Annotated in this window: 15 protein-coding genes; 7 read left to right on the plus strand and 8 right to left on the minus strand. The window is 60.2% G+C overall.

Annotated elements, in window-relative coordinates; genetic code table 11:
• Position 1: 1 nt before the first annotated feature.
• From AAE514_RS06360 to pilG, 6 genes are all read right to left on the minus strand, one after another.
• On the minus strand, positions 2 to 6,610 hold the full coding sequence (locus AAE514_RS06360; protein WP_430623885.1) for an Hpt domain-containing protein: 6,609 nt from the start codon (positions 6,608 to 6,610) through the stop codon (positions 2 to 4).
• 3 nt (positions 6,611 to 6,613) lie between these two features.
• Complete coding sequence (locus tag AAE514_RS06365; protein ID WP_347330688.1) at positions 6,614 to 7,477, minus strand: CheR family methyltransferase; 864 nt, start codon at positions 7,475 to 7,477, stop codon at positions 6,614 to 6,616.
• Between the two features lie 58 nt (positions 7,478 to 7,535).
• Positions 7,536 to 9,791 carry a methyl-accepting chemotaxis protein gene (locus AAE514_RS06370; protein ID WP_347330689.1) on the minus strand — a complete coding sequence of 752 codons (2,256 nt, stop codon included), beginning with the start codon at positions 9,789 to 9,791 and terminating at the stop codon, positions 7,536 to 7,538.
• Between the two features lie 98 nt (positions 9,792 to 9,889).
• The gene (locus tag AAE514_RS06375) at positions 9,890 to 10,432 is read right to left on the minus strand and encodes a chemotaxis protein CheW (RefSeq protein ID WP_347330690.1); all 543 of its coding nucleotides are present in this window, start codon (positions 10,430 to 10,432) and stop codon (positions 9,890 to 9,892) included.
• A gap of 39 nt (positions 10,433 to 10,471) precedes the next feature.
• Complete coding sequence (gene pilH, locus AAE514_RS06380; RefSeq protein ID WP_347330691.1) at positions 10,472 to 10,834, minus strand: twitching motility response regulator PilH; 363 nt, start codon at positions 10,832 to 10,834, stop codon at positions 10,472 to 10,474.
• 92 nt (positions 10,835 to 10,926) lie between these two features.
• Positions 10,927 to 11,322 (minus strand): twitching motility response regulator PilG, encoded by a 396-nt coding sequence (gene pilG, locus AAE514_RS06385; RefSeq protein WP_347330692.1) that lies wholly within the window; start codon positions 11,320 to 11,322, stop codon positions 10,927 to 10,929.
• 404 nt (positions 11,323 to 11,726) lie between these two features.
• Here pilG and gshB point away from each other — a divergent pair, with 404 nt between their 5' ends.
• From gshB to ruvX, 4 genes are all read left to right on the plus strand, one after another.
• The gene (gene gshB, locus AAE514_RS06390; RefSeq protein WP_347330693.1) at positions 11,727 to 12,674 is read left to right on the plus strand and encodes a glutathione synthase; all 948 of its coding nucleotides are present in this window, start codon (positions 11,727 to 11,729) and stop codon (positions 12,672 to 12,674) included.
• A gap of 9 nt (positions 12,675 to 12,683) precedes the next feature.
• A complete protein-coding gene (locus tag AAE514_RS06395) occupies positions 12,684 to 13,619 on the plus strand; it encodes an energy transducer TonB (RefSeq protein WP_347330694.1) in 936 nt (311 codons plus the stop codon).
• A gap of 141 nt (positions 13,620 to 13,760) precedes the next feature.
• Complete coding sequence (locus tag AAE514_RS06400; RefSeq protein WP_347330695.1) at positions 13,761 to 14,342, plus strand: YqgE/AlgH family protein; 582 nt, start codon at positions 13,761 to 13,763, stop codon at positions 14,340 to 14,342.
• Between the two features lie 14 nt (positions 14,343 to 14,356).
• Positions 14,357 to 14,764 (plus strand): Holliday junction resolvase RuvX, encoded by a 408-nt coding sequence (ruvX, locus tag AAE514_RS06405; protein ID WP_347330696.1) that lies wholly within the window; start codon positions 14,357 to 14,359, stop codon positions 14,762 to 14,764.
• Positions 14,765 to 14,834: 70 nt separating this feature from the next.
• Here ruvX and AAE514_RS06410 read toward each other — a convergent pair whose 3' ends face one another.
• Complete coding sequence (locus AAE514_RS06410) at positions 14,835 to 15,980, minus strand: PilT/PilU family type 4a pilus ATPase (protein ID WP_347330697.1); 1,146 nt, start codon at positions 15,978 to 15,980, stop codon at positions 14,835 to 14,837.
• A 30-nt stretch (positions 15,981 to 16,010) separates the two neighbouring features.
• Positions 16,011 to 17,045, minus strand: a complete 1,035-nt coding sequence (locus AAE514_RS06415) for a type IV pilus twitching motility protein PilT (protein ID WP_347330698.1) — start codon at positions 17,043 to 17,045, stop codon at positions 16,011 to 16,013.
• A gap of 113 nt (positions 17,046 to 17,158) precedes the next feature.
• Here AAE514_RS06415 and AAE514_RS06420 point away from each other — a divergent pair, with 113 nt between their 5' ends.
• From AAE514_RS06420 to AAE514_RS06430, 3 genes are read left to right on the plus strand one after another with little or no spacing between them, the layout of a single operon-like run.
• Complete coding sequence (locus AAE514_RS06420; RefSeq protein WP_347330699.1) at positions 17,159 to 17,857, plus strand: YggS family pyridoxal phosphate-dependent enzyme; 699 nt, start codon at positions 17,159 to 17,161, stop codon at positions 17,855 to 17,857.
• 49 nt (positions 17,858 to 17,906) lie between these two features.
• Positions 17,907 to 18,734, plus strand: coding sequence for a pyrroline-5-carboxylate reductase (gene proC, locus AAE514_RS06425; RefSeq protein WP_347330700.1), 828 nt, complete (start codon positions 17,907 to 17,909; stop codon positions 18,732 to 18,734).
• A 41-nt stretch (positions 18,735 to 18,775) separates the two neighbouring features.
• A complete protein-coding gene (locus tag AAE514_RS06430) occupies positions 18,776 to 19,366 on the plus strand; it encodes a YggT family protein (RefSeq protein ID WP_347330701.1) in 591 nt (196 codons plus the stop codon).
• Positions 19,367 to 19,414: the final 48 nt, after the last annotated feature.

Below are 19,414 nucleotides of genomic sequence, written 5' to 3' on the forward strand. Positions count from 1 at the left end.
GCTAGTTCGCCTGCGCTTTTTCCAGCAGCTCTTGGATATTACTCAGCAACAGCTCTTCCTGATAGGGCTTGCCCATATACTTGTCCACACCAATGTTGAACGCTCGCTCCCGGTGCTTTTCCCCGGTCCGGGAGGTGATCATGATGATCGGGATATCCTTCAGGCGCGAGCTGTTGCGCATGTTGCTCGCCACCTCGAAGCCGTCCATACGGGGCATTTCGATATCCAGAAGCATCACATCCGGGAGGTGATCCTGAAGCGTCAGCAAAGCCTCGGCGCCGTCTTTGGCGGTAATGACCCGGAAGCCTTCGCGCTCGAGGAAGCGGCCGGTTACCTTGCGTACCGTGACCGAGTCATCCACCACCATGACGACTTTTTCGTCTTCCTCATCACGGCTCTGCGGCGGTTCCTCCGGCTCAAGCAACGTGGCGTTGGGCATGCCCAACGCCAACTTTTCGCGCATCAGGGCGTGGGGATCCAAAATTACCACCACGCTGCCATCGCCCATGACGGTGGCACCGGAAACCCCGCTGACCGTGCTGAACTGCACGCCCAGGGTTTTCACTACAATTTCGCTACTGCCCAGCAGGCGGTCCACCTGTAGAGCGACGGTGTGCTCGGCGCTGCGCACCAGCACGACCGGCAGCGGCAGGGTTTGTGCGTCTAGCTTGGGTCGGGCATCGCTGTCGAGCATGGTGCCGAGGTAGCGCACCTGGTATTCCTCACCGGCGTACTCGAAATGCGAGTTGGGATCAGAATAGTAGTGTTCCAGTTCAAAGGGGCTGACCCGCACAATACCTTCAATGGTGTTCAGCGGCACGGCATAGTAATCATCGCCGATTTGAATCATCAGGGCGCGGTTGACCGACACAGTGAACGGCAGGCGAACAATAAACTCCGAGCCGTTTCCGCTCTCGGAGTTAATGAACATGGAGCCACCCAGCTGTTTGATCTCGGAGTGGACCACATCCATACCGACCCCCCGGCCGGAAATCTGGGTAACCTTGTCGGCGGTACTGAAGCCCGCATGCAGAATGAACTGCATGATGTCCCGGTCACTGAGTTTCGCATCCTCGGTCATCAAGCCCCGCTCGACGGCCTTGGCCCGCACTCGTTCCAGGTTGATGCCCCGGCCGTCATCGGCCAGGCGCAGCATCACTTCCCCGCCCTCGCGGGCCAGGCCCAGCATAATGCGCCCGGTGCGTGCCTTGCCGGCGGCCTCGCGCTCCTCGGGCGGCTCGATACCGTGGTCCACGGCGTTGCGCAGCATATGCTCCAACGGCGCCACCATTCGCTCCAGTACCGAGCGGTCCAGTTCACCTTCAACGTTATCCAGCTCGAAGTCCACTTCCTTGCCCAGCTCGGTGGCCGCTTGGCGCACGATGCGGCGCAAGCGCGGCACCAGCCGGGAGAAAGGCACCATGCGCGAGCGCATCAGGCCTTCCTGCAAGTCGGTGTTAATGCGGGACTGTTGCAGCAACAGGGTTTCGGTGTCGCGGTTTTTGTCCGACAGGGTGTTTTTCAAGTCGAGCAAGTCCGAGGCGGACTCCATCAGAGAGCGGGACAGTTGCTGCAACTGGGAGTAGCGGTCCATTTCCAGAGGATCGAACTCTTCGTGCGCTTCCATCTGCTCCTGACGGAAGATCACCTGCGCCTCGGTTTCGATATCCAGCCGGCGCAGCTGCTCCTGCAGGCGCACGATGGTGGAGTCCATTTCGTCGATGGCCAGCCCCAGGTCGCCCACCTGCTCCTCGATCCGCCCCCGGGTAATGGAGGTTTCACCGGCGAGGTTAACCAACTCTTCCAGCAGTTCGGCCGAGACGCGCACGACCTCCTGCGGGCCGCTGCGGCGTGCCGCCAAGTGCTGCACCTGGGCACCCTTGCCGCCACCACCGCCCGAGGCGCTGACCGCGCCACCGGTTTGGGGGCCGGGCGCGGTCGTAGCGGTGGCACCGGGCTTGGACTTGGGCGCAAAGGGGACGACGTTTCCGGTTTCCGGGTCGCGCGCGACCGGTGCCGGAGCGACTTCGCTGGCAGCCGGCTCGGGACTTTCGACGGCCGGCCCCGGATCTTCACCGGCCATCTTGGCCTGAACGCGCGTTATGCCAGTATGGATTTTGTCTTGGAAGTCGGTCAGGCGCTGGAAGAAGGCGCGGTCAATGGTGTCCCGCTCGCGCATCCCAATCAGCAGGGTTTCAAAGTCGTGGGCCAGGTCCCCCACGTCGGTGATTCCCGCCAGACGAGCGCCGCCTTTAAGCGTGTGCAGGGAACGCTTGAGGTCTTCGGGGAATTCCGGGTTGCTCCAGTCGTCCTGCCACTCGGTCAGGGCCCGGTCGATGTCTTCCATCAAGTCGTCGGCTTCCTCGAGGAAGATTTCGACAATCTCTTCGTCGACTTCTTCGTCGTCCTCTTGGGCCGAGGGCGCTTGCGGCTCGGGAGCCTGTTCTGTTGTAGAAGGCGCTTCTTCTGCGGAGGGCGCTTCATCATCCTCCGCTGAGGGCTCTTCCCCCTGCTCTGGGAGCGGCTCTTCGATTTGCTCCGTCGAATGCGCTTCTTCGGAGGATTCTTCTGGCTCTGTCGTGGCTTCCGAGGTGTGCTCCTCTGGAAGGTCGTCGAATGAAATGTTTTCCGAAGAAAGCTCCGAGGCTTCCTCCTCTGGGGAAGCTTCCGCGGGGAGGTCTCGGTCAGCTTTGGCTGTATACTCTTGGGGCGCCTCTTCTGCAGAGGGTTCTACATTCTCTGCAGAAGGCTCTTGTTCCTCCTGCGCTGAGGGTTCTTGTTCCTCCCGCGCTGAGGGCTCCTGTTCAACCTCCGCTAAGGGCTCTTCATTCTCCGCTGAGGACTCTTTTTCAACCTCCACTGAGGGCTCTTCATTCTCCGCTGAGGGCTCCTCATTCTCCGCTGAAGGCTCTTGTAACTCTTCAGCCGTCCACTCAATGTCCGAAGCGGTCGAGGTGCTTTCGTCGTTTTGGGCGTCGGCGTGCTCGCCTTGCGCCTCCGATTCGGGGGAAGGCCAGTTAGCGTAAGGTTCGGATTCGTTCGAGGCCTCGGCAAACTCGGGGTGCTCTCCCTCGCTTTCCGTCGGTGCAGCGGCTTCCTCGTATGTGCTGTGGTCTTCCGGGGCCGCGCTGGCCTCCAGTTCGCTCAGCATCCGGTCGAGGGGGGCCTGGATCGCCTCGGGAGCGGGCTCGAGGTTTTGCCCCACGGCGACGGCGTCCACCAAATCGAGCAGCGCCATGTGGGCATCCACCAGTTGCTGGCAAAGGTTGTCGTCGCAGGGGAACTGGCCGCTCATGACACCGCCGTAGACGCGGTACAGCTTATCGCCCAGGTCCGCCATGGGGGGCAGGTTGGCGTGGCGAGCGCCGTTTGTGAGGGTGGAGAGCTCTGCCCGCAGGGGTCTGAGCGGCGCGAGATTATCCGGCTCTTGGCGCCACTGCTTGATGATTTCATCGGCATCGAGCAGTAGGTTCATTTCCTCGGCCATAAAGATGGCGAGCAGCTCTGGATCAATGGCCTTTTGGCCTTTGGATTCGGCTTCCTGTTGGCGCGCCAAGGGCGCCACGAAAATTTCCCGCAACTCGGCGACGCGCGCCTGGAACTGCCCCAGTTTGGGTATTTCCACCGTTTGCCCCTGCTCGATATCCGCCAGGGCGTGGGTCGTATAATCCACCGCGTCGCGAAGCAGCTGCAAAATGTCGTCGTTGATATCGACCTGGTAAGTACGCAGCTCTTTGACGAACCGCTCCAGGGGTGTGGCCAGCTCGGCAATGGGCGTGATGCTAGCCATGTGCGCGCTGCCCTTAAGCGTGTGCAGCGCCCGTTGGGTAGCGTCACTCGGCGGTGTGTACAGCGGTGCTGCTTCTTCCATTTCCCGAATATACTGCTCGACCACTTGTAGATGCGTCAGTGCTTCAACACCGAAGATTTCCCACAACTGAGTGTCCCGGTCGTCCTCTTCGCCATCGTCTTCTTCCACCTTGGCCACCGGCGGGCGTTCGGCTTGCTCGGTGCCGCTTTCTTCGGCAGGGGCCTGAGGCTGCGAGGTCGGCGCGTCGCTTTCGAGTGAAACGGTCGGCTCCTCCCCGCTGGAAAGCGCGTTGGCATAAGATTCACAGCGCGCCGTGGTGTCCGGATGGGGGTTGGACGCCTGGGTGCGGAATGCCTCAATCATATCGGGCAGCAAGCCGCGCACTTTTTCGATGACGGCCACATGACGCTCGCTGGGAGTCACCGTACCGTCGATGATGCGGTTGAGCATGTTCTCAATGGACCAGGCCAACTCGCCGATGTCCGAGGCGCCCACCATGCGACCGCTTCCCTTTAGGGTGTGGAACGCGCGGCGGAACTCGCTCAGGGAGTCCTGATCGGCAAAATCCTGGGCCCACTGCGGGAAAAATTCGTTGATGGCCTCGGTGACCTCTTCGGCCTCTTCAATGAAGATTTCGAGAATCTCTTCGTCGATCTCGTCTTCATCGTCCTCGGCGGTGGCTTCCGCTTGTTCTGGCTCTGGAGTGGGCTCTGGCTCCGAGGCTTGCCGATCTTCCGCGTCGGCCGCGGCGACTTCGGCCGCCAGGGCGTCAACGGAGTATTCGTCTTCGGCGGTTTCGGTTTCCGGCGCTTCGGACTCGGCCTCTGCTTCAGAGGTGCTTATTTCGGAATCCACGTCGCGCTCGGCGCCCGCTTCCCGCCCATCCGCTTCGGCGGTGTCAAACAGCGCCTCGGGGCTTTCTTCAATGTCACTGTCTTCGGTGTCACTGAGAGCCGAGTCATAGGCCGCACTTAACTCGATATCGTCGCTGTCCTGCAGCTCTGCCAAGTCACTGTCGGTTTGATCTTCGGCCGGCTCTTGAACCGACTCTTGCGCACTTTTGCGATGAATCTGGGAGGGGGCAACCGCATAGCCCAGCTGAGAGAGACTTTCTTCGGCCACGCCCAGCAACAGCTCATTCTCTTCCGCATGGTCGCTATCGAACCGCTCCAGGTAGTATTCGACGCTGGTGATCGCATCGGCCAGGGTGTCCAGTTGGGACCACTCGGGCGTCGCCTCGCCTTCGAGCAATTGCTCTTCCACGTAGCGGGCGCAGGCGCCGAGAATGCGTGCCGGACGGCTGAGGGGGATTATTTCCAGGCCGCCGCGGATTTCCCGCAGGGTGCCCGGTACCGGTTGCAAGTGACTGCGGTCCCATTGGGAGGCAATGTATTCCACAATCGCATCTTTGGCCTGTTCCAGGCCACTGCGGGACTCGCGCAGCACCGATTCCTGTGCTCGGGTCAGGTTCAGGTCGGCCTGCACCTGCGCCCCGTCGGTGCTGCGACCGGCGGTGGCCACCAGCGCATCCAACCCGTTTTCGATATCGAGCACTCGCCCCGCCAGGGACATGAGCTCATCATCGCCCATGCCGTTTTCGGAGCTCACCATCTGTTCAATGGCGATCCCTTGATCCAGCACTTGTTTGCGCAAGTCCCCGATTCCCAGCACGGCCATGGTATCGGCCACCCGCTTTATCACGGGCAGCGATTCTTCCAGTGCCTGTTTGCGGTCGGCGCTGGAGAGAGAGACATCCAGCGCTTCTTTGACGGCATCCAGCTCACCTTTGAGCGCGGTCACCACCGAATTCATGGCTTCGGCATCAGGCGCCGAAAGCAGGTTTTGGGCCTCGCTGCCCTCCTCGCCACTCTCCCGACCTTCCGGGAGCGCGCGCTCGAGTTCGTAGCGCTGATAAACCGCTTGGAGGTGGGAGCCTTCGGAAAAACCGGGGGCATGCTTGCCTGAGCGTGCCACGTAGTAGAGGAGGTTCTTCAGCAGTTGGTCGCCCGCGGGAACATCCAGGGATTTGACCCCATGAATGACCATGTCCTTAAGCTCGCGGTCGAGCTGACGCAACAGGTTCTTGATTGAAACACTGGACTCAATGGCATCCATTTCCAGGGCTTCGGCCAGCGCCAGGCAGATATGCCACAAGGACTGACGAGCTGTGCCGCGAGTCAACTTGTGCAAACGCTCAAACGCTTTTTTCAGGTACGCCAGGTTTTCATCCGGGTTGATACCACGGATAAAGGCGGCGGCGGAATACTGGTACATCTGGCGCAGCTTGCGCACCGTGTCTTTGAACTGGTCGCTGTTGTTCAACAGCGGCAGTCGCTCACCGGTGGGTTGCCGTGCCGGTGCCAGGTAGGGGCTGAACAATTTGGTTTCGGTCAGCAGGCTTTCGCCACGCACGGCCCGCAGGTCGTTCAGTAGCGGCAACACCATTAGGGGGTTGTCACGCCGGGAGGCTTTGACTTTTTCCAGGTAGACCGGGAACTGTAGAATCGCCCGCATCAGCACTTCCTGGGCTTCTGCGGTATTGGCCACGCTGTCATTGATCATGGCCTGGGCGAGATTTTCCATCTCTTCGGCCATCATTGCCGCGCCGTAGAACTCCACCATTTGCAGGCTGCCGCGCACTTGATGGATGTGGGTCAGGCAAAAACGCAGACGCGCCTCATCCCTGGGATTCTCCACATAGGATTCCAGTGCGTCGCGCGCCTCTTTCAGAGTGTCGATGATTTCGTGAATCACCCAGTCCAAGGCAGCAAAATTACGGCTGTCTGTCATGCGGAGCATTCCTCATTGTTTTTGTCGCTCATCGCGGATATAGGCCTGAACCTCATCACCCACAACGCGGCGCAGACTCGGGTGCTCCCAGTCCACGGCTTCTCCCAGCCCGATAATCAACACGCCGCCCGGTTTAAGGCGATCCGCAAAGGCGTTGAGTATGTCGCGCCGCAGCCAGCGGCGAAAATAGACCAGAAGATTTTGACAAAAGATAACGTCCATTTTGATCACGGGCATGTGTCCAATCCGGGTAATGTTGCCCTGACTGAAACAGACCCGGTCACGCAATTTTTCGCTTACCTCGTACTGACCGTCATCGGTACGAGTGAGATAGCGCTGAACTTCATCGGGGTAAAGCGGTTCGAGCTTGCGCTGCGGGTACCGGGCACGGCGCGCCTGCGCGAGTGCCGACTGGCTGATATCTGTGGCGGTAATGCCGTAATACGGGTCCAGCATCGCCAGTTCGAAGCAGTCGTTTGCCACCATGGCCAGGGAGTAGGGTTCCTCGCCGCTAGCGCAGCCCACGCTCCACACATCAAAACTGTTATCCAGCTTTCGATTGTTGATGCGGTTCTGTAAAAACCGACGCACATACTCCAGCGAGGGACGGTGACGAAAAAAGCTGGTCTCCTTAACGGTCAACCGGTCCACGAGCACGGACCACTCCATTAGCCCCGAGAGGCCGTTGGTCACTTCTTCGAAGTATTGGTTGGTGTCCTGGTAGCCGAGCTCACGCATACGGATCGCCACCTGTGACTGCAACAGCGCTTTCTGCTGCACTGACAACTGAATGCCCGTGCGCTCCTCCAGCAGCTTGCTCCACTGAGCAAACTGGCTTTCGGATAAATCCGTCGGCGCCTGCAGAGACCACACCATAGAGTTTCTCTACCCCGTTAGGTTCGGCCCCGAACTCAGTTCGGCGCCGAACGCTCCATTAGACCAGTTCGCGATCCGAACGCTGTTTTTTATTGCGGTCTTCTTCGCTCTCGTCCTCGGGTACGACTTCATCGTCCAGATCAATCACATCTGACTCATCGTACTCTTCTACTTCAGACAAGGTTTCGGCCTCATCGTCGCCGCCGTCTTCCTCGTGCAAGCCCGCGAACGCGTCGTCATCGCTACCGGAGCCGGAAGGGGGCGGCGGGAAGGAGGAGGCGTGTGCCTCTTCCGTTTCTTCTTCGGGCAGCTTGAAGCCTGCCACCGATTCGCGCAGATCCATCGCCATTTCCGCCAAGTTACCAATGGACTGGGCGGTGGCGCCGGTACCGGCGGAGGTCTGAGTGGTAATTTCCTGAATCACGTTCATCGTGTTGGAGATGTGACCCGCGGAGGAGGCCTGCTGGCGAGCGGCGTTGGAGATGTTCTGAATCAACTCGGCCAGGTTGTTCGATACCGTTTCAATTTCTTCCAGGGCCACACCGGCGTCTTGGGCCAGGCGAGCACCGCGCACCACTTCAGAGGTGGTTTGCTCCATGGAGATAACCGCCTCGTTGGTGTCGTTCTGAATGGTTTTAACCAGTGCTTCAATCTGCTTGGTCGCAGCGGCTGAACGTTCGGCCAGTCGCTGCACTTCGTCCGCAACCACCGCGAAGCCGCGGCCCGCGTCCCCGGCCATAGAGGCCTGAATCGCGGCGTTCAAGGCCAGAATGTTGGTTTGGTCGGCAATGTCGTTAATCAGACTAACGATGTCACCAATTTCCTGGGAGGATTCACCCAAGCGCTTAATCCGCTTGGAGGTATCCTGAATCTGCTCGCGAATGGTATCCATGCCGTTGATGGTGTTCTGTACCACCTTGGCGCCGTTGGTCGCAATGGATACCGCTCGTTCCGCTACCGCGGCCGATTCGGCGGCGTTGGCGGATACCTGGTCAATGGTCACGGCCATTTCGTTCACGGCCGCCGAGGCACCGGCGATTTCCTGAGCCTGGTGCTCGGAGGCTTCCGCCAGGTGCAGCGCGGTCTGCTGGGTTTCCTGGGCGGCGGCGGATACGTTCACCGCCGTTTCGTTGATTCGGGCCACCAGAATCCGCAGCTGGTCAATGGTGAAGTTAATAGAGTCGGCAATGGCGCCCGTAAAGTCTTCGGTTACCGTGGCGGTGGTGGTCAAGTCACCGTCGGCCAGGTCAGCCAGTTCGTCCAGCAGTCGCAGAATCGCATTCTGGTTCCGCTCGTTGGTCTCGGCGGTTTCGAGCAGACGGCGGCGAGTACCGCGGTACAGCAGGATACCAATGGAGGCCAAACAGAGTGCGGCGGCAACGCCCAGGGCCAGAATGGTCATGTTGTTGGGCTGGCGCAACGGGGCCTGCTCGGAGATTTTGTCGGAAATATCCGCCACGGCTTCCAGAAGAATAGGCGCGTCGTCGATCAAGGCTTCGTTGGCTTGCAAGGCGGCCAGCAGGGCAGGAGAACCCTCGAAGATTTCCTGAATGGAGCTGTTTACGAAGTCGAACAGTTCGGCGATTTCAGCCAGGGATTGCTGCGCCTCTTCGTCGGTAATACGGCTGATCCGCATTGCCTCGCTGCCTTCCTGCATGGCGGTCAGTACCCGACCGTAGATGTTGGCATCCAGGTTGAACTGGTCGGCGGCGCGGGAGGCATCGGCGTCACCCCGGAGCATCTTATCCACGTTTCGCCCAATACGCTCAGCGCGCCAGCTCTGCATCTGGGCCTGAGAGACCTGCTCGGCGGGCGCGTCGTTCTCGATCAAAATCTCGACAATGTTGTTATGTTCCGCCTGCAGCTCCGGCAGGGTATCGTTCAACGTCTGCCCCACCTCGTTCAGGAAGACGATGGTGTCGCGGTTGGTCAGGATCGTGTTGGCGTTTTCACGCACATCATTCCACACCTGGGCGTAAGCGCTGAACTCCTTGCTCAGTTGCTCGCGCGTTCTGGGGTCACTGCTGCGCAGCGACTGCCAGGTATTGCCCATGGTTTCCACCACTTGCGCCAGCTCGGTGAAGGCTTCCTGGTCCCCCTCAATGGCGTCCCTCGATAGGGCCGTCAGCCGGTAGGCCTGGGCGCGCAGTTCGGCGGCCTGCTGGAGGTATTCCTGGTCTCGTTCCAAGCCCCGTTGCACCATAATGTAGGTGATGGGGATCAACACCAGAAAGCCGATCAGCAATACCACCAGCACAACCATCGCCGGGTTGGCCCGGACGTTGGCAAACAGGTTTCTGGATTCGGTTTTCATGTAAGCACTCCTAAGGTGACGTAACGCCTTATTGTTGTTCCTGACCAATGAAATAGATAGTTTACCGCCCGGCAAACCGTCCGGGCCGCGCCCGCCTGCTAGTTGCGCGCGGCGTTAATAAAACGCGGGTCCTGTGCAAGCAGCGCCGGGCGGAAAACCGTCCAGCGCTGCCCGTCGTGCTCGTAACTCCCCTCAGTATACGGCTGTATCACGGCGTCTACCGGACCGGCCTCAGCTTTATACTGATCGGTAGGGAAATGCTGCATACCGAACACTTGATCCACCATCAACCCGCTGTAGAGGTTTTCGGTTTCCAATACCAACACCCGGCGCTGCTTGCGCCCTCCGGAGAGCTGCGCACCGAAGAAGGCGGCCATATCAAACAGGGGCAGCAGCCGGCCGCGCACATTGGCCACGCCGCGCACCCAGGGCTGTACGCCGGGGAGGTGAGTAAAAGGGGGGATTTCAAGCATTTCCGACACTTCGCCCATGGGCACCGCAAACCGTTGCCCCATGAGCATAAAGCCGATACCGCTCCAGTGCGGACGAACATCCACCTGAGCGGGCAGCCCCCGCGCCGCGCTGCGGCTGCGCTGGGCCAAATCTACCAATGATGCGAAGGCTGCCTCGGAATCAGACATAGGTACCGCCTGTGAACTGGTTGTCGATCATCCTTAAACTTACTGGGTCACTTTGGCGATTGCCGCGTTCAGCGTTTCCGCTGTTACCGGCTTCACCAAAAAGTCCTTGGCCCCCTGCCGCATACCCCAGACGCGGTCGGTCTGCTGGTCTTTGGTGGTGACGATTATGACGGGTATATGGGCCGTTTCCGGCGCCTTGGTCAACTGGCGGGTCGCCTGGAAGCCATTCAGGCCGGGCATAACGATATCCATCAACACCACATCGGGCAGCTCTTTCTTGGCCAAAGCAATGCCTTCTTCGCCGGTCTCGGCGGTCAGCGCCTCGTGCCCTTGCTTTTCCAGCACGGAGCTGAGTTTATAAATTTCGGTGGGAGAGTCGTCAATAATCAATACTCTGGCCATTAGTGTCCCCAAGATCAATCAAGTAGCAAAAAAGAAACAAGTATCAAGCCCGGACGGACGGTCCGGGCAGCCGCGGAAGGTCACGCCGGCGCTCAGGAGGCCTCCGCCTGCTTCACGTGGGCCTCGATCGCTCCCAGCAGCTCGCTTTTACTGAACGGTTTGGTCAAATACTGGTCAGACCCGACAATGCGGCCCTTGGCCTTGTCGAACAAGCCGTCTTTACTGGAGAGCATAATGACCGGCGTACGCTTGAAATCACTGTTGTTTTTGATCAGCGCGCAGGTCTGGTAACCGTCGAGGCGAGGCATCATGATGTCGACGAAAATAATGTCCGGTCGGGTATCGGCGATCTTGGCCAGGGCATCAAAGCCGTCTGTCGCCGTCACGACGGTGCAACCGGCCTTTTTTAACAGGGTCTCGGCAGTTCGACGAATGGTTTTACTATCGTCGATTACCATGACTTTTAGACTATCCAAACTAACGTCCATAACTTTCTGACCTTCGCCTTATGCTGCATCGCCCAGACTCGAGAGTGATCGCTGGGACCTTTGGCGCTGCAGTCATCGTTATCTTCACCGCCGTTCGTGACGGAAATCACACTTCTGGGCAAAAAACCCGGAGTCCACCGTCAAAAAGACTCGCGGCACAGTTATCTCAACTTTTAACACAGTTTTTAAGGTATATCTATAAACAGTTGAATATATAAGAATTTCATTAGTGCCTGGCGTTTATTATGCCTTATTCTTATTTTGACGCCACCCCCTACGATCATATCCGCTGAACACGGGCTTCGGCGCGACTTGCGTTATTTCTCGCCAGAGCTTAACTTTAGCGCGCATAGCTCCACGCGGCAACTTGCCCGCCCCTCTATTTCAGCCCGGAAAACGACAGTATGAGCATTTCCCTTGGCGTGATCATGGACCCCATTGCCAGCATCACCTTTTACAAAGACACCACCCTGGCGCTGCTGCTGGCCGCCCAGGAGCGTGGCTGGGACCTGCTCTACATGGAGCAATCGGACCTGTACCTGGACCGGGGCGAGGCCTGGGCCAGCACCCGCCCGCTGCTGGTCATGGACGACCCGAACCACTGGTTCGAGCTGGGGCCACGTCAGGAGCGCCCGCTCTCGGAGCTAGATGTGCTGATGATGCGTAAGGATCCGCCATTCGACAACGAATACACCTATAGTACCTATATTCTGGAGGCGGCCCAGCGCAAGGGCAGCCTGGTGGTCAACGACCCCCAGAGCCTGCGTGACTGCAATGAGAAGATATTTGCCACCCAGTTCCCCCAGTGCTGCCCGCCGCTGCTGGTCAGCCGTGACCCGGCCCGCCTGCGCCGCTTCCACAAAGAGCACAAAGATGTCATTTTCAAGCCGCTGGACGGCATGGGCGGCAGCCGTATTTACCACTGCCGGGAGGATGACCCCAATATCAGCGTGATCCTGGAGACCCTGACCGACTTCGGCACCGACATGGTCATGGGCCAACGCTATCTGCCGGCCATTGCCCAGGGCGACAAGCGGATACTGGTGGTGGATGGCGAAGCCGTGCCCTACAGCCTCGCCCGCATACCCGCCAGCGGAGAAACCCGGGGCAACCTGGCGGCGGGCGGGCGCGGCGTTGCCCAGCCCCTGACCGACCGGGACCGCTGGATCGTCGAACAGGTCTCCCCCACACTCCAAGAAAAGGGGTTACTCTTTGTGGGGCTGGATGTGATCGGTGACTACCTAACCGAAATCAACGTCACCAGCCCCACCTGCGTGCGCGAAATTGACAAGGCCCACGACACTCGTATCGGCGCCCGCCTGATGGATGCGATCGAGCGTCGTTTAAACTGATCCGCAGTTATGAGCAAAAAAAACACCCAAGCGCCCCCTCGCCGGAGCGCTCCCGAGCAGAACGCGTTGGCCGCCACCTCGGTGGATACCGGCGACCGCCTGAGCTTTACACTATTCTTAGCCATCGCCGTACACGCGCTGCTGATATTCGGTGTCTCCTTTACCCTGCCGGAGCCCGGACGGGCCGCCCCCACGCTCGACGTTACTCTGGCCACCCACCGGGACGCCAAGGCGCCGGAAGAGGCGGACTACCTGGCGCAGCACAATCAGCAGGCCAGCGGCACCCAGGATGAAGCGCGCCAGCTCACCACCGAGCGGGAGGCCGAATTTGCCGACACCCAAGTGCGCAACGTCAACCCCACCCCGCAGACTCAGGCCACCAGCGCCCGCGAGCGCCGAGACAAAACCGTGGTGACCACCACCGGCCAGAGCGACCGCCAACAGCAAAGCCCCAAGGAAGCGGACCCTCAGGAGCGACGCGAGGAGCGAGAAGGCCAGCTCAATGAGCAGCCGGTGCTGAGCCAAGAAATCGCCAGCCTGCAGGCCAAGCTCGACCGCCAACGCCAAGAGTACGCCAAACGGCCGCGCATTCGCCGCCTCACCTCCGTGGCCACAAAAGCCTCGCATGACGCCCAGTACCTCCACGAGTGGGGCCAGAAAATCGAGCGGACCGGCAATCGCCACTATCCGCCCGAAGCGCTGGACCGGGGCATTACCGGCAGCCTGCGCCTGTCGGTGTCCATTAACCCGGACGGCACCATCCACAAGGTGGAAATTCTCCAGTCCTCCGGCCAGTCGCTGTTGGACCAGGCGGCGGTGCAAATCGTACACTTGGCCGCTCCGTTCGACAGCTTTCCCCAGGAGATTCGTGAGAATTACGACCGGCTGGAAATTATTCGAACCTGGAATTTCGAGATCGCCGGGCTTTCCACCACGGCCAATTAGGGGGCCGCGCGGCTAACTCCGGCGCTCAAGGCCGGTTTAGACGGCGGCTTCCACCGCCCTTATTGACCGTTTATCCTCTTTTTGACCCAATCGCTTGTTTTCCCGAGCTTTCCCCCCAATACTTTAGGTATGAACAAGACAATGCCCGAAGAGACCGACAAGACCCTGACCAGCGGCAGCCTGCGCGATCATTTTTTGATCGCGATGCCGAACATGCGCGACAGCAACTTCGCCCATAGCATCACGTATATCTGTGATCACGGCGAATCCGGCGCTATGGGGTTGGTTTTAAACAACACCATGCCGTTGACGCTGGGCGAGATTTTTACCCAGCTGGGGCTCGACGATAAAGCCAACCTGGGGGATCAAGCGATTCTCGCCGGAGGGCCGGTCCAGGTGGAGCGCGGCTTTGTGATTCACCGCGACGCCAGCCGCTGGCAGTCCACCCTGGATATTGCGGAAGACGTCAGCATGACCGCCTCCCGGGATATTCTCGAAGCCCTGGCCGAGGGCCAGGGCCCGGAGCACTTTCTGGTTGCCCTGGGCTACGCCGGCTGGGAGGCGGGCCAGCTTGAAGACGAAGTTGCCTCTAATGCCTGGCTGACCATGCCGGCCGACCGGCATGTGCTGTTCCACACCCCCACGGAGCAACGCTGGGCCGCGGCCGCCAATCAGCTGGGCTTTGATCTTAACCTGATTTCCGCCACCGCTGGCCACGCCTGAGACCGGACCCCCATGTGCAACTGATCGCGTTTGATTACGGGCTCAAGAACATTGGCGTCGCCACCGGCCAGACTCTGACGAACACCGCCACCGCCCAAGCCCCCCTGAAAGCCAAAGACGGTACCCCGGACTGGGGCGCCGTTAAGGCGCTGCTGGACGAGTGGCGCCCGACATTGGTACTGGTGGGCCTGCCTCTGAATATGGACGATACCGAAAGCGAGCTTTCCGCCCGGGCGAAAAAGTTCGCCAACCGCCTCCATGGCCGCTTCGGCGTAGCCGTGGAGATGGTGGACGAGCGTTTATCCAGCTTCGAGGCCAAGGGCGAGGTGATGGCGCGCGGCGGCCCACGCGACTACGGCAAGCACCCGGTGGACTCGATCGCCGCGCGGATTATTCTGGAAACCTACCTAACAGGGGGCTAAAAGCTCCCGTTAATAAGTCCCCTGGAAAATTAAGCCCCCTGGAAAGCCCCCACCGGCGACCTCGGCCGGATTAAAAAATCCGCCCCCGATCATCGGAGCCATCATTTTCAATCGATAGTTCGTCGGCGGCGTTGGAGAGGTAGGTGGCGTCGGTCTCCGAGCCGAGCTTGATCAACAGCCGCAGGTCGTTGGGCGAGTCGGCGTGCGCCAGGGCATCCTCGTAGGTAATTTCCCCCGCATCGTACAACTCGTACAAGGCCTGATCGAAGGTCTGCATCCCCAGCTCGGTGGATTTTTTCATCAGCTCCTTCAATTCGCTGACATTGCCCTTGCGAATCAAGTCCGAGGCCAGAGGGGTGTTCAATAGCACCTCCAGACAGGCTCGACGCCCCTGGCCGTCAGGGGTGGGAATCAGTTGCTGGGCCACGATCCCCCGCAGATTCAGCGACAGATCCATCCATAGCTGGCGGTGACGGTCGGCAGGGAAGAAGTGAATAATCCGGTCCAGCGCCTGGTTGGCGTTGTTGGCGTGAAGGGTGGCCAGGCACAAGTGGCCGGTTTCGGCAAAGGCAATGGCGTGCTCCATGGTCTCCCGGGTGCGCACCTCGCCAATCAGGATTACATCCGGCGCTTGGCGCAGGGTGTTTTTAAGGGCGGTTTCAAAAGAGTCGGTGTCGATCCCCACCTCGCGCTGGGTAATGATGCAGCCTTGGTGCTGGTGGATAAATTCGATTGGGTCCTCGATGGAGATGATATGGCCCTTGCTGTTACGGTTGCGGTGGCCAATCATGGACGCCAGTGAGGTGGACTTACCGGTACCGGTGGCCCCGACGAACAGGATCAGGCCGCGCTTGGTCATGGCCAAGTCCTTGATGATATCCGGCAGGCCCAGATCATCAATTTCCGGAATGGTGGTCTCAATGCGCCGCAGCACCATCCCCGCCAGATTGCGCTGATAGAAGGCGCTGGCCCGGAAACGGCCGATGCCGCGCGCACTAATGGCGAAGTTCAGCTCTTTTTCTTCAAGGAACTCCTTGCGCTGCTTCTCATTCATCACCCCCAGCACGATTTCCCGGGCCTTTTCGGGGGGCAAGGGCGAGGCGGTGGCGGGCACAATTTTGCCGTTCACCTTGATCGAGGGCGGCACGCCCGCGGTCACGAACAAGTCCGAGGCGCCCTTATCCACCATCAGCGACAATAAACGATCAAAATCCATAACGGTATCCGGTCTCAGGTCGGTAAATTCTTAAAAGTTTTCCGGCATCTTGGCTTTTTCGCGCGCCACTTCCCGAGAAACGAGACGGCGCGACACCAGATCCGCCAGGCACTGGTCCATGGTCTGCATGCCGAGGGAGGCCCCCGTCTGGATGGCCGAGTACATCTGGGCCACCTTGTCTTCGCGAATCAGGTTGCGGATGGCAGACGTGCCGCGCATGATCTCGTGCGCCGCCACTCGGCCACCGCCGCTTTTCTTGAGCAGGGTTTGGGAGATAACCGCCTGCAACGACTCGGACAACATCGAGCGCACCATCGCCTTCTCGTTGGCGGGGAACACATCCACCACCCGGTCAATAGTCTTGGCCGCCGAGGTGGTGTGCAGGGTGCCGAACACCAGGTGGCCCGTTTCCGCGGCGGTGAGCGCAAGCCGGATGGTTTCCAGGTCACGCAGCTCGCCCACCAGGATGATGTCCGGGTCTTCCCGCAGCGCAGAGCGCAATGCTTCGGAGAAGCCGTGGGTATCGCGGTGGACTTCCCGCTGGTTTACCAGGCACTTCTTACTCTCGTGCACAAATTCGATGGGGTCCTCAATGGTGAGCACGTGCTCATATTTGTTGTCATTAATATAGTCCATCATGGCCGCCAAGGTGGTGGACTTACCCGAACCCGTGGGCCCGGTGACCAGCACCAGGCCCCGGGGAACCGCGCAAATGTCGCGAAACACATTGCCCATGCCCAACTCTTCCATCGTCAGCACTTTGGAGGGAATAGTCCGGAAGACGGCACCGGCGCCACGGTTCTGGTTAAAGGCGTTGACACGGAAACGAGCGACCCCGGGAACCTCGAAGGAGAAGTCGGTTTCCAGGAACTCTTCAAAGTCCTTGCGCTGCTTGTCATTCATTATTTCGTAGATCAAACTATGCACCTGCTTGTGCTCCATGGGCGGCAGATTGATGCGCCGCACATCGCCATCAACGCGAATCATGGGAGGCAAGCCCGCGGACAGGTGCAAGTCTGAAGCGCCCTGTTTAGCGCTGAAGGCAAGAAGTTCCGTAATGTCCATACTGCTACCTTAATTGTGTTTCTGTGTGGTTCTAGTGGCCGCGGAGCTCCGAGCCGGGCGCTCCTCTGCGCGCTCTGGCGGACCACCGACAGCATGCCCCAACCGGGACAGATATGCCAAAGATAGACGAGAAGCTCCACAATGTCACCGCCCGGCTGATCACCGCCGCCGAAACGGCCGGACGCGACCCGGCCCACGTGGGGCTGGTGGCCGTCAGCAAAACCCAGCCCGCCGAGGCGGTTGAGGCCGCCTATCGAGCCGGCCAGCGACGTTTCGGGGAAAACTACTTGCAGGAGGCGCTGGACAAGCAGGCCGCGCTGGGCGAGCTCACGGAGCTGGAGTGGCACTTTATCGGCCCGATTCAATCGAACAAGACCCGGGCCATCGCCGAGCACTTTCAGTGGGTGCACAGCGTGGACCGGGAAAAAATCGCCCGGCGCCTGAGCGAGCAGCGGCCGGACTCATTGCCCCCGCTACAGGTCTGCCTGCAGGTTAACCTGGACGATGAGCAGAGCAAATCCGGCGTGACCCTCGCGCAGCTTCCCGAACTCGCCCGGGCCGTGGATGCCATGCCCCGCCTGCGGCTGCGTGGGCTCATGGCCATACCCGCGCCCCGTGAGACGCGGGTGGAGCAGCGGGCCAGTTTCGCCCGCCTGCGCACCGCCCTGGAGGCCCTGCGCGAAGAGGGCATGGCGCTGGACACCCTGTCCATGGGGATGTCCGCCGACCTGGAAGCGGCCGTTGCCGAGGGGGCCACCCTGGTGCGGGTGGGCACCGACATTTTCGGGCCGCGCCAGAAGCCTTCGGCCTGAACGCCCTCGGGCGCCGACACTTACACAAGACCCAACAACAGGAACAGGTATGACTGAGCAGCGTTACCCCAAACTCGCCTTCATCGGCGCCGGCAACATGGCTCGCAGCATCATCGGCGGCCTGGTGCAGGAAGGCTATCCCGCCGAGAAAATTCGCGCCAGCGCCCGCACCGAGGAAACCCTCGCCCGCCTGAGCGAGGATTTCGGCACTGGCACGGGAAGCAACCACGGCATCGCTCAGTGGGCGGAAGTGATCGTGCTGGCGGTCAAACCCCAAGCCATGAAAGCCGTCGCGGAGGACCTGAGCCCCAGCCTGACGCACCGCCCGCTACTGATTTCCATTGCCGCCGGCATTGATGCAGAGAGCCTCGGCCGCTGGCTGGGGGAAGAGCAAGCCATTATCCGCTGCATGCCCAATACCCCCTCCTTGGTTAAAGCCGGGGCCAGCGGGCTCTATGCCAACCGCCATACCACGGACATTCAGCGCCGGCAGGCCGAGCAAATAATGGCTGCCGTTAGCCGGGTGCAGTGGCTCGATGACGAGGCATTGATGGATGCCCTGACAGCGGTGTCCGGCTCCGGCCCGGCCTATTTCTTTCTGGTGATGGAATCCATGATCGATGCCGGCGTCCAATTGGGCCTGGACCGCGAAACCGCGACCGAGCTGACCCTGCAGACCGCCCTGGGGGCCGCTACCCTGGCCCAAGGCAGCGATGTGGGCGTGGATGAGCTGCGCCGTCGGGTAATGTCACCGGGCGGCACCACCGAGGCAGCGATCGCCTCGTTTGAACAGAATAAGCTGCGCGAGACGTTCCAAAGCGCCATGACCGCCTGTGCCGAGCGCTCCGCCGAACTGGCCCGCGAATTGGGCCGGTAAACGATTTGAACTGCGAGATTTGACCTGCGAGAGGAAACGCCATGTCTACCTCGGCTGAAATTGCCATTTATATTATCCGCACACTGGGCTCCTTGTACCTGTTGCTGATTTTGCTTCGCTTTTTGTTCCAACTGGTGCGGGCCGATTTTTACAACCCCGTGTCCCAGTTCGTGGCAAAGGCCACCAACCCCCTGCTGCTACCTCTGCGCAAGGTCATTCCCGGCGTGTTCGGGATCGACCTGGCGGCGCTGGTCCTGGCGCTGGCGGTTCAATGGCTGCTGATTCAGCTGGTTCTGGTCATCGCCGGCCTCGGTTTTCTGAACCCACTGGTGACCATTGCCTGGTCCGCCGTGGGGCTTTTGTCCGTGGTTATTTCCATTTATTTCTGGGGTCTGATCATTTCCATCATCGCCAGTTGGGTGGCGCCATTCAGCCAACAACCGGCGCTGATCCTGGTCCGCCAGTTGGTCGCCCCGATCATGGCACCCTTCCAGAAGCTGATTCCCCCACTCGGCGGAATCGACATCACCCCGATTTTTGCCTTTATGGTTCTGCACATTCTGAACCGCTATCTGATACCCGCGCTGGGCCAGTCGGTAGGAATGCCCGGGGGCCTGGTGATTGGCATTTAAATCATCTAGCGTCAGATCAATAAACAACCGTTTATCCGCGTCAACGCC

This window comes from Marinimicrobium locisalis (genome assembly GCF_039822625.1).
In the GTDB taxonomy this organism is placed as follows: Bacteria; Pseudomonadota; Gammaproteobacteria; order Pseudomonadales; family Cellvibrionaceae; genus Marinimicrobium; species Marinimicrobium locisalis.